This is a genomic window from Nostoc sp. CCY 9925 (assembly GCF_963920935.1).
Lineage (GTDB): Bacteria > Cyanobacteriota > Cyanobacteriia > Cyanobacteriales > Nostocaceae > Nostoc.
Genome location: NZ_CAWUDO010000165.1, coordinates 1 through 11515, shown reverse-complemented (window position 1 = coordinate 11515; position 11515 = coordinate 1). Strand labels below are relative to the sequence as shown.

The following is an 11515-nucleotide window of genomic DNA, read 5'->3' as shown; positions in this document are numbered from 1 at the left end:
GGTAATGAAAACCCCGGTGGAGGTACAGGTAATGAAAACCCCGGTGGAGGTACAGATAATGAAAACCCCGGTGGAGGTACACCAAATGACCCAGATGTTCCAGAAACTACGTAATATTACTATAAATATCTGTAGTATAATATCTCATCATTTAATTACAGTGCTTGAAGCAAAAAGCGCACAAGTCAGAGTTAATCTAAGCTTGTGGACAAAGTTAACGCATATCTAGACAGGACAAATATCTAAACAAGTTGCCTGGATGAAATTAATATTTCCACGGTTTCAAGCCGTGGAAATATTAATTTCTCGAACCTAGTACTATAGATTTATAGCGGTTTTCAGGTGAGTCCCATACAAACCAAAACCTCTCTACAAAGGACACCACAGCAAAAAAGTAATATTCCCTACGATCGCAGAGTATCTGCTAACGCTAGATTAAATCAAGGGCAAGACTTAAACACGGCTTAGCGGATATCCTTATATAGTTCAATCACATTCTTTGTGTAAGTTCTCAAGAACTAACTTGTTGCTAGAGAGATATAAAAATTTATGGCTTTTGATTACGACCTGTTTGTCATTGGTGCGGGTTCTGGTGGTTTGGCGGCTTCCAAACGGGCGGCTAGCTTCGGAGCAAAAGTGGCGATCGCCGAATATGATTTAGTTGGCGGAACTTGTGTAATTCGCGGTTGTGTTCCGAAAAAACTCATGGTTTATGGCTCTCACTTTCCTGCACTCTTCACTGACGCCGCAGGCTATGGTTGGAAAGTCGGTAATGCCGAATTGGACTGGGAACATTTTATTACATCCATAGATAAAGAAGTTCGCCGACTGTCCCAAGTACATATCAGCCTTTTAGAAAAAGCCGGAGTAGAACTAATTCCCGGTCGCGCCACATTGGTAGACCCCCACACAGTAGAACTTGATGGACGCAAAATTACAGCAGACAAAATTTTAATTGCTGTTGGTGGCCGTCCCATCAAACCTGATTTACCAGGAATGGAACATGGCATTACTTCTAACGAAATCTTTCATCTCAAAGAACAACCAAAACACATAGTCATTATTGGTGCTGGTTATATTGGCACAGAATTCGCCTGTATTATGCGCGGTTTGGGTTCTGAAGTCACACAAATTACTAGAGGTGACAAGATTTTGAAGGGGTTTGATGAGGATATCCGCACAGATATTCAAGAAGGTATGAAGCAGCACGGAATTCGGCTGATTAACAATAATGTGGTAAAAACAGTTGAACGCGTGCCAGAAGGGGTGAAACTGACTTTATCAGGGGAAGATCAAGAACCAGTAATTGCTGATGTGTTTTTAATAGCCACTGGTCGGACTCCAAATGTAGATGGACTAGGTTTAGAAAATGCTGGGGTTAATGTTGTCCCTAGTTCTATAGAAGGACCAGGATACAGCAGCACAAATGCGATCGCAGTCAATGAATATAGCCAAACTAGTCAACCAAATATCTTTGCTGTTGGCGATGTCACCGACCGAATTAATTTAACTCCCGTAGCAGTTGGTGAAGGTCGCGCCTTTGCTGAGAGCGAATTCGGCAATAGCCGCCGCGCCTTCAATCACCAAAATGTGCCCACAGCGGTATTTTCTACCCCGGAAGCCTCAACAGTAGGCTGGACAGAAGCTGAAGCTAGAGAAAAACTCGGTGAGGCCGTCAAAATTTATCGCGCTCGTTTCCGCCCCATGTACCACAGTTTGACTGGTAAGCAAGAAAAGACAATGATGAAATTAGTAATTGATAGCAACACTGATAAAGTGCTAGGCGCTCACATGGTCGGTGAAAATGCTGCTGAGATCATTCAAGGTGTGGCGATCGCTGTGAACATGGGCGCAACCAAAAAAGACTTTGACGCCACTGTTGCCATACATCCCTCAGTGGCTGAAGAATTTGTCACAATGCGATAACTAGGTCATTAGTCATTAGTCATTAGTCATTAGTCCTTTGTCTTTGGTAAATGATCGATGACCAATGACAACCCTGATGGTAAAACTTGAATGCCCACCCAGTATATCTATTTACACGGTTTTGCTTCCAGTCCGAAATCTGCTAAAGCGCGGTACATAAGCGATCGCTTTACCGAAATTAATACAGAACTGAAAATTCCCGATTTGAATGCTGGGGATTTTTCCCAGTTGACAATCACCCGTCAAATTACTCAAGTTGCGGCAGAATTACCCAAGGATTCTACACCAGTAACGCTCATTGGCTCAAGTTTGGGTGGTTTGACTGCTATCCACTTAGCACAGCAACATTTACAAATACAACACTTAGTCTTATTAGCACCAGCTTTTGGTTTTTTATCCCATTGGTTACCAAAATTAACAGATGAGGAAATACAGCGTTGGCAGCAAGAAAAATATCTTATGGTGTACCACTATGAGGAAGGGCGCCCGCTTCCTTTAAATTACAATTTCGTTACAGATGCAGCACAATACCAAGAAGAACTTTTGCAACGTCCCATTCCGACGCTAATTTTGCATGGAAAGAATGATGAAGTCATCCCCATTGAAGCTAGTCGTGACTTTAGGCGTTGGCGAAGCCCACCGGAGGTATCGCATCCTTGGGTGGAGTTAGTAGAACTTGACAGTGACCACGCTTTGGGTAATGTGATGAAAGAAATTTGGCAAGCAATTCGCCTCTTCTGCCAGTTACCTTGAAGTTGTAAAATATAAAACTTACACGTAACCTAATATTTTTCAGTAAGTACTACTTAACTCGTAGGGTCAAAGAGGCTATACTCACCTGCCGTCAACAACGATTAGGTGAGATTAAGACTTTTATGAACAGTATTGATTTAAAATCCAAAATCCAAAATCTAAAATCGATATGCTTCCCTTCATCCGACCAGATTTAGCACAATTTACAGCCTACAAACCCCACCCTAGCAGCGATACAGCAGCATCAGTTCCAACGCAGTTAGATCGCCTCGATACAAATGAAAGCCCTTATGATTTACCACCTCAGTTAAAAGAAAAGCTAGCCTGGGCATATCAGCAAGAAATTGAAACAAATCGTTATCCTGATGGCGGACATGAGACACTAAAAAGTGCGATCGCTGAGTATGTTAATGAGTCAGCTGCCCTTTCATCATCTTTGTTTACTGCTAGTAACATTTCTGTGGGCAATGGTTCAGATGAACTAATCCGTTCTTTATTAATCGCTACTTGTCTAGGAGGCGCAGGTTCAATTCTTGTTGCCAATCCCACTTTCTCAATGTACGGAATTTTGGCACAAACTTTGGGCATTCCTGTAGTGGCGGTGGGTAGAAATGAAACAAATTTTGAAATTGACTTAAAAGCTGCTCAGTCTGCCATCGAACAAACTCAAAACCCTCCCATTCGGGTAGTTTTCGTAGTGCATCCCAATTCCCCAACTGCGAACAGTTTAACTGCGGCAGAGTTACTATGGTTAAAGAGTTTGCCGCAGCATATTTTGGTAGTGATTGATGAAGCCTACTTTGAATTTAGCCAAACTAGTCTAGTTGGTGAATTACCACAGCGCCTTAATTGGGTGATTTTACGCACTTTTTCTAAAGCTTTTCGATTGGCATCGCTTCGCGTTGGCTATTGTGTTGGTCATCCAGAAGCGATCGCCATTTTAGAAAAAATCCGCTTACCCTACAATCTTCCCAGTTTTTCCATAGCGGCAGCATTAATCGCTTTACAAAATCGTACACTCTTACTTGAGTCAATTGGGCAAATATTAACTGAACGAGCCAAACTGATTCAAGCTTTATCCGAACAACCAGAACTACAAATTACAGCGAGTACTGCCAACTTTATTTACCTGCGTCTCAAACCAAATAGTTCACACTCACAAGACGCTACTTTAAAAAATTTGCATCACAAACTTAAGACACTCGGCACTCTTGTACGACATATTAGCGGCGGATTAAGAATTACTGTCGGGACGACCGAGGAAAATGCCCGTACTATTAATCGAGTACAAGCCGCTTTAGCAAATTTGGAATCTTAACAATTCACTCAGTAAACCTACTGTCCTCTTCACTGCCCAAACGGCGTACTATTCCCACTGTTTGTGGCAGTACACCTACTAAAAGAGCAAAGGCTACATCCGGAAGAAGAGACACTATTTCCGGTGGAAAATATTGTTCAAATTGATCGAGAATTTTTTGGACTCGCTGCCCAGGCACAGGATTTTCTGTAATTTGTTTGATCAATCGAATCCACTGTCGCCTAATCAAGTACGCTTTCTGGCGTTCTTCATTAGATTCCGGAGTTAACAAAGACAGATTACCTATTGGCAGTGCCCCTTGGCAATCAAAATCGTAGTCCCCACCCACAGCAGCCCCAGGACCGGCAAACTCCGCATGATAACGTTTAAACAGTATTAATCCGTTTCGCCTGCGACTATTGACGATGAAAACTTCTCCACTGTGCAAACGTGTAAGGATGTCCGAGCCTTGCGGTTGCTCAGTTCCATCTGGCATGACAAGATAGTCTGGGAAACTAGTTTCGGGGTAATAGGTTGATAGCATAGCGGGCTGATAGCGGCGATGCTGTTCGCTATCCATGTTTTTTAAAATTTCAAAGAATTTGGTAGTAGTATGCACTTCAACAAGTAATTAGCTGTTATATCAAATGAAATTTTTCATTTCTTTTATCATCAACAGTCTCATGGTCAACTTATCTAAGATAGGAATAAATAGGTATTGTTCGCTAATTGAGTTATTATATTTTATGAGATATAAGTAGATTTGTCTCCAAATTATAATAGTGTTTTTTTAAAGTTTTTATAAAGATGAATATCTTAATTACAAAGTTATTATGAGGAATTGAGAGTTTTTTAGGATTCAGATCTACAGACATCCCTATTATAATCTATATTTTTTACCAGAAAAATTTTTAAAATTTTATTAATTAAAATCAAAAAGTACAAAATGTAAATTTTTATGAATTGATCTACTTAGATAAAAGTATAGTTTTGCTAAAATTCCTATTTTTTATTTTAATAAAACTCTCAATAAAAATATTTTTGAAATAATTGTCAAAAGTTGTATATTAATTTAAAAAAGTCATTTAGAAATTCAGATTTTTAGTTTTTATTTAGCTTTTGAGCGATATATCGCCGATTTTTGGATATTTTTTATCAAGTTAATTTATATTTAGTTGCCGATATTTGGTCAGAGGATATTTGAAAAGTGCCAATACTTTTGCTTTAGTATTTAAAACGACTTTCTAAACAACCTCTAACACAGTTTATTCTAAAGCGATCGCAAGATTAAAATTTATAGATGCTAAAAGAAGATTTAGATAATTGAGTCAGCACTTAGCTCTTTGTGCAATAACATCTGGCTCGAACGTCTGAGCAAAAATGTATTCCAATTCGATTCAACTTTATGCACCCGATATCCCAGCTTGAAATAAAGCTGTCTTGCTTGGTGGTTATTTTCCAGAACGTGGAGATATAAGTCTTTAAATCCCCATTCCTGAGAGATTTTTTCACAGCTATTCAATAACCCTGATGCCACACCATGCCTACGGTAATTTGGATGAACTGCTAAATTGGATAAGTAAGGAAAACCCAAGCCTACCTGACTCCACGAATCGCTGTAACGCACACCCAGTTCTACAGTACCCACTAAGTTAGTAGCAGCACCAGTACTATAATCAAGAGCAACTAAACAAACATGACGAGGCGCAGGTGATACCATCCGATGTCTTAAGTCTTCGTAAATGCCCAGACGTAACAATGGAAAAGTCCAGCCCCACATACCTTTTTGAGAGTGAAAGCTTTCAGCAATAATTTGGGCAACACTAACTAAATCAGCAGGTGTAGCCATACGAATTTGGAAATGGCGAGGAGGTGGATCGATTGGCTGTTGGTGGTAAGGGTGAAAAAACCGATATTTCAAGGCTACTTTAGTATTGATTTTATTCAAAGAAAATTTTTCAAAAATTTTAAAACAGTATTTAAAGTCAATAATGACTTAAGGGTTAGTTTCCCTGGAAATTGAACTAACTTGAGACTGCTAATTCATGTTTGGTTATGGATTCAACAAAGTGTAAAAAATGGTTAAAGTTTTATCGCTCGCATTGTTGAAAGCGTCTTACGAGTTACAGTGTCGTAGATTTAAAATCTTAATTTCAATGAATTTAGGTACATTCCTGATTTGGTAGGGAAGAGATTAGTCTGTCGATCGCAAAGCCATCTGTAAAAAGCTAGAGGGTTGTGTAAATAGACAGAAGAACAGCATAGCTTGTCTCTAGGCAGTGGTTACAAAATTTTTAATTAAGTACATCATTCAAGTATGAAAAAGCAACTAGGTACACTTGTCTTCTCTCTTCTCTACCAGACGTACTCGCGTTCGCTCAGGGCAGCGTAGTGCATCGCTGGAGACTGGGGAAGATCGGGAGACAAGGGATATCAAGAAGATGCAAAGAAACGAGCAAATACTATCTCCGTGCCCTCCGTACCCTTTAGAAACTTGCTACCTGCTAGCTCTTCCTTAGGAGAAGTTTTGTATCTCAGGAAAGACTCATCTCGGCTTCTGTGCATATCACAGTGTCCCCGTGTCTCCTTACCCGAGCACACAATCCCCAGTACCCAGTACCCAATATCCCTCTGTTTGTTTGCAAATCCCTAATTCCCAACTTCTTAACCACCAGCACTTGTCTTAATGATAGTTCTGATTGCTAAATTTGAAAGAGGCATTTGTCTAATAGTATACTTTGGCTTTAAATCTTATTGTTTTAATATTATTGGCTCTACCATGACTACCATAAATAAAATTTACCTGCAAGTGTTAGTACAACTTCTGTGCGGGGAAAACTTAATATGCAGCTTCATCTGGATTTTTCAGCTAGCTGTGCTGCATGTAGTATCAGAGATTGCCCACTGGAGGTGAAAGAAAATTTGGCAAGCAAGTATAGACTCTGTAACACTAAAACAGACTATAAAATCAATTACTCTGTACTAGAGCAAACGGTAATCGATATCAGCCATTGAGATAAATCACTGTGAGTAAACGCTCCCACACTCAGCAGTCATGTAGCCAAACAGCGTTATTGGTCGAAATGCTCTGCTCTTACCTGACTCAGAAAAATCCTTACCCCATCAGATTATTCTTTATCCGACTGCCGTTGCAGCAGGAAAGCGGTGCATGAAATCCCAAGCAAACAGTAAGCCTAAAATTTTGGTTGTTGATGATGAACCAGACAACCTTGATTTGCTCTACCGCACTTTCTATCGGGACTATAAGGTGCTAAGAGCAACCTCTGGTCCTGCGGCACTCGATTTGCTGGCTCAAGAGGGAGAGGTCGCGGTGATCATCTCTGACCAGCGGATGCCGATGATGAGCGGTACAGAATTTTTGAGCCTGACAGCAACTCAATACCCAGATATTATCCGGATTATTTTAACTGGCTACACCGATGTCGAAGACCTGGTGGAAGCAATCAACGCTGGTAAGGTTTTTAAATATGTCACCAAACCGTGGGAAGCAGAGGAACTTAAAGGAGTTGTACGCCAAGCTTTAGATACCCACAATGTTCTCAAAGCTCGCACCCGCGAACTTACCCGTACACTCAGGCGAGAATCGCTGTTGAATACGGTGACAAATACGATTCGCAGCGCATTAGACTATCGACAAATTCTCCAGGCAATTGTAGATTCAGTGGGTCAGATGCTAGAGGTGGATGTCTGTCTGTTGCGTCCCTTCCAAGATGAGCAGTTGGCAGATAAAGGATTTATCTATCAAAAGCCTCTGGAAGAAAAAGGAGATGAGGACACACAGACATACAGAGAAGTCGGGGCTAGCGATAGCGCAGCCGGCTTCCCTAACGTTAAGAGCGAATTGAACTTCGGAGGACACCAGAACGCGGAGATCGATTTTCCTCTTGCTCCCCCTCTCCCCATCTCCCCTTCCTCCTTACTGGCTCACACCGTGTGGGAAACCCGCGAAGTCCAGGTGATTCATGATGTGATAGATGATGAGCGGATTCAGGGTCATACTCCCGAGCTGCATCAACGTGGAGAAGCTTTTGCTGCCGCTAACATTTGCTCTAGTTTAGTTGTCCCACTAATCTGTCAACAGGAACTGATGGCAGTCCTGGCACTGCACCAGTGTTCTTTGCCTCGCTTCTGGGGGGACGATGAAGTGCAGCTGGTGTTGATGGTAGCGGATCAGGCAGCTTTAGCTTTGTCTCAAGCTTATGCTTACGAACAAGTACGTGCCCTAGCTAAGCGAGAGAGTTTGATTAATACGATTACTAGCGCCATTCGCTCTAGCCTAGACCCTGAAGATATTTTTGCAGCTATTACACAGCAACTGGGACAAGCTTTACAAGTTGATGGCTGTGTCTTATCTCTGTGGACGGAGGAAGATGAGTTTGTCCAGTCTGTGGGCTTGTATGACAGTTTTCAACATACGGAAAATTTCCGTAGGCACAGCCCACCGCAGCCATCGCTAGCCCCAGACCACAATAAAAGTAATAATAATCACTTATTAACTCACGAATTACTTAATTCTCAAACCTCTATACAAGAGAATCCAATTTTACAAGAGATTTTACAGACACATGAACCAGTAGTAATTGGTGATGTAAAGCATTCTCTGAGAGAAATACAGCGTTTTGATTTGTCTTTGAAAATGCCAGCGCGATCGCTAATGGTCGTGCCATTATTAGCTGATGGTAAATGTATAGGTAGTATTACTTTATGCCAAAGTAATAAAATACGTAAGTGGTTAGCATCTGATATCGATCTAGCTAAAGCAGTAGCAGCTCAGGCTGCGATCGCTGTGCAGCAATCACGTCTATATGAAAAAACTCGCCAACAAGCTGAACGCTTACTGGAATTAGACAAACAAAAAACAGAATTTTTTCAAAATATCTCCCATGAGTTTCGTACTCCCATCACCTTAATTCAGGGGCCTTTAGAGTCGGCAGTGGGGGCTGGTGAGGGATTATCTTATTCCCAAAGTACCATCGCCCTACGTAACTCACGTCGTCTGCTGCGACTGGTAAATCAACTGCTGGATTTACAACGCTTGGATGCAGGAAGAATGCAGCCTAGCTTCCGCCCCTGCGATTTAGTGGAATGTGTCAGCCAAATTGTTGAGTCTTTTCGCCCATACTGCGAGAAAAAGGGGCTGCATCTGACCACCCAGTTAGATGAATGTCCTACAGTTTACTTGGATATGGAAAAATTTGATAAGGTCGTTTACAACCTCCTATCAAATGCCATGAAGTTTACTCCCGAAGCTGGGACAATCAACGTCAGATTAAAATCTGAAGGCGATCGTTGCATCTTGGAAATAGAAGATACTGGAATTGGCATTGTTAAAGAACAAATTCCCCATTTATTTGAGCGCTTCCGCCAAGCTGAAGGTTCAGCAAACCGTTCCTATGAAGGCAGTGGTTTGGGTTTGGCTTTAGTTAAAGAATTAGTAGAATTACATAGCGGTCAAGTCAGTGTGGAATCAGTTTATGGTGAAGGTACTACCTTTACATTATCGCTGGTTACTGGTACTGCTCACTTACCTACACAGCAAGTGCTGGAAACTCCTGTGGAAGTAAACACAAGCCGCGCTAGTGTAGAATTAGCTGATTTGGAATTGGTAGATCAAACACCAGATAATATTGAAAATATTACAAAAAACTTATCACCCACTTCTGAGACTCAGGATTCATTACTAGGTACTGGGCACTGTATTTTAGTTGTAGACGATAACCCCGATTTGCGAAGTTACGTATCTGATATACTGCGTCGCAATGGCTATCAAGTACAGGCATCTCGTAATGGTTACGAGGGGTATCGCATAGCTAAGGAAATTATACCTAGCTTAATTCTTACTGACTTAATGATGCCCTTGGTCAGCGGACTTGAAATGATTCAGATGATCCGCAGCGAGGAGAAGCTAAAAGGAATACCAATCATTTTGCTCACAGCCAAAGTTGACGAAGAAACTCGCATTGAAGGTACAGAACATGGCGCTGATGCTTATTTAGCAAAACCATTTAATGACCGGGAACTTTTAGCAGAAGTTCGCAATCTTTTAGCGTTGAAAGAAAATGAAAGACGAATCTTGGAGTTAAATACATATCTCACAGAATCGGTACTCAAACGCTTTTTGCCGGCTGTTTTGGTGCAAAAAGCTGCCGCCGGAGATTTGGCGCTAGATTTGCGCCCAGAACCACGTTTAATTACAGTTTTGTTTAGTGATATCGTGGGTTTTACACAGCTAGCAAACACCCTCAGATCTCGGCGAGTAGCAGAGTTGCTCAATGAATATTTAGAAGCTATGACCAAGGTTGTATTTGCTAATGGTGGCACTGTAGATAAATTTATGGGAGACGCTATCTTAGCTTTATACGGAGCGCCGGAAGAACTAACTCCTAACGAACAGGTGCGTCGTGCCATAAATACAGCAAGAGCAATGCACCGCTCTCTGGATCAATTAAACCAGCGTTGGCGAGAACAAGGTGTCTTTGATGGTGACAGACAAACTGGCGTCCAGTTTCGCTGTGGTATTCACCAAGGTACAGCGGTTGTGGGGATGTTTGGCAGCGCTGAACGTGCTGACTATACTGCTATTGGTCCAAGTGTGAATATTGCTGCTAGGTTGCAATCTGCTGCTGTTCCCGGTACTATCTTGGTTTCTGCTGCCGTGGCAGATTATTTGCAAGAAGAAGAAATTACTAAGGGTAGTCCGCTAGAACTTAAAGGAGTAGATGAAACAGTTCTGACCTTCGCTGTTAAACCAGAAGTAATGGTTAATCGCTAAAATTTAGACTGGACTTTAAATCAAGGAGTGAACACTGATAACTGGTTAAAGCATACCAATTAGTAAAAGTGCCTAATCAGAACCAGTTTCAAATACAATATGGAACCATCGGTTGCAGACAAAATTCCAATTCCAGCCAAAGTCTGGAGGCGGCACATTGATCCACCAGGTTTGTGGATTTCTGTGGCTATCGGTTCAGTGTCTCTGCACTTGCTGGTGTTCTGGTTGTTGATGCGCTCATCAAATACGTTTAGTCTGTGGTTCCCTCAGGAAAGTCAATCGGCTATACCGATTGAATTGATAAACATTGCTCCTGCAACAAAATCAACAAGCAAATCACAATCAGCAGTTAAAACAGTTTCACCAAAGCGATTATCTTCAACTCAAAAGTCTGTAGCAGCAAGAACTACGTCAAAAAAGCAAGATTCTGCTGCAAGAAATTCCGCTGATAATCTTGAGCCAAAGAGAAAAACTGACACCTCTCAAACTAATAGTCAACGCTTTCGGCAACAAAAAGTTTCCAAGTCGATACCTAGACCCACGGCGACACCTAGACCTAAAATTCCAGTGGGTAATCTTCCTTGGAACCACCGTCAAGATTTAAAATTCGGAAAGGGAACACCACTACCAACAGGTATTCCCCCAACTCCACCGAAGGGCACTACACCAACTCCTAGCCCACAAATTTCACCAACTCCACCGAAGGGAACTACACCAACTCCTAGCCCACAAACTTCACCAACTCC

8 protein-coding genes and 1 pseudogene are annotated in these 11515 nt (G+C 41.7%); 7 read left to right on the top strand and 2 right to left on the bottom strand.

What is annotated here, in order from left to right; all coding sequences use genetic code 11:
• Positions 1-342: 342 nt before the first annotated feature.
• The 4 genes from ACM0OY_RS37615 (at position 343) to ACM0OY_RS37600 (ending at position 3997) form a co-directional block, all read left to right on the top strand.
• The gene (locus ACM0OY_RS37615; protein ID WP_414573811.1) at positions 343-468 is read left to right on the top strand and encodes a hypothetical protein; all 126 of its coding nucleotides are present in this window, start codon (positions 343-345) and stop codon (positions 466-468) included.
• 81 nt (positions 469-549) lie between these two features.
• Complete coding sequence (gor, locus tag ACM0OY_RS37610) at positions 550-1926, top strand: glutathione-disulfide reductase (RefSeq protein WP_414573810.1); 1377 nt, start codon at positions 550-552, stop codon at positions 1924-1926.
• A gap of 90 nt (positions 1927-2016) precedes the next feature.
• A complete protein-coding gene (locus tag ACM0OY_RS37605) occupies positions 2017-2679 on the top strand; it encodes a YqiA/YcfP family alpha/beta fold hydrolase (protein ID WP_414573809.1) in 663 nt (220 codons plus the stop codon).
• 169 nt (positions 2680-2848) lie between these two features.
• Positions 2849-3997, top strand: coding sequence for a histidinol-phosphate transaminase (locus tag ACM0OY_RS37600; protein ID WP_414573808.1), 1149 nt, complete (start codon positions 2849-2851; stop codon positions 3995-3997).
• Positions 3998-4001: 4 nt separating this feature from the next.
• Here ACM0OY_RS37600 and ACM0OY_RS37595 read toward each other — a convergent pair whose 3' ends face one another.
• Both ACM0OY_RS37595 and ACM0OY_RS37590 read right to left on the bottom strand, forming a co-directional pair.
• On the bottom strand, positions 4002-4556 hold the full coding sequence (locus ACM0OY_RS37595; protein WP_414573807.1) for a hypothetical protein: 555 nt from the start codon (positions 4554-4556) through the stop codon (positions 4002-4004).
• A 735-nt stretch (positions 4557-5291) separates the two neighbouring features.
• Positions 5292-5924 (bottom strand): N-acetyltransferase family protein, encoded by a 633-nt coding sequence (locus ACM0OY_RS37590; RefSeq protein ID WP_414573806.1) that lies wholly within the window; start codon positions 5922-5924, stop codon positions 5292-5294.
• Between the two features lie 1078 nt (positions 5925-7002).
• On the opposite strand from ACM0OY_RS37590, the gene ACM0OY_RS37585 reads away from it, so the two are divergent.
• The 3 genes and pseudogenes from ACM0OY_RS37585 to ACM0OY_RS37575 all read left to right on the top strand — a co-directional run.
• Positions 7003-7149, top strand: coding sequence for a hypothetical protein (locus tag ACM0OY_RS37585; RefSeq protein WP_414573805.1), 147 nt, complete (start codon positions 7003-7005; stop codon positions 7147-7149).
• Complete coding sequence (locus ACM0OY_RS37580; protein WP_414573804.1) at positions 7146-10769, top strand: response regulator; 3624 nt, start codon at positions 7146-7148, stop codon at positions 10767-10769. The genes ACM0OY_RS37585 and ACM0OY_RS37580 overlap by 4 nt, the downstream gene beginning before the upstream one ends.
• 99 nt (positions 10770-10868) lie before the next feature.
• A pseudogene (locus tag ACM0OY_RS37575) lies at positions 10869-11515 on the top strand (hypothetical protein); the annotation flags it as partial.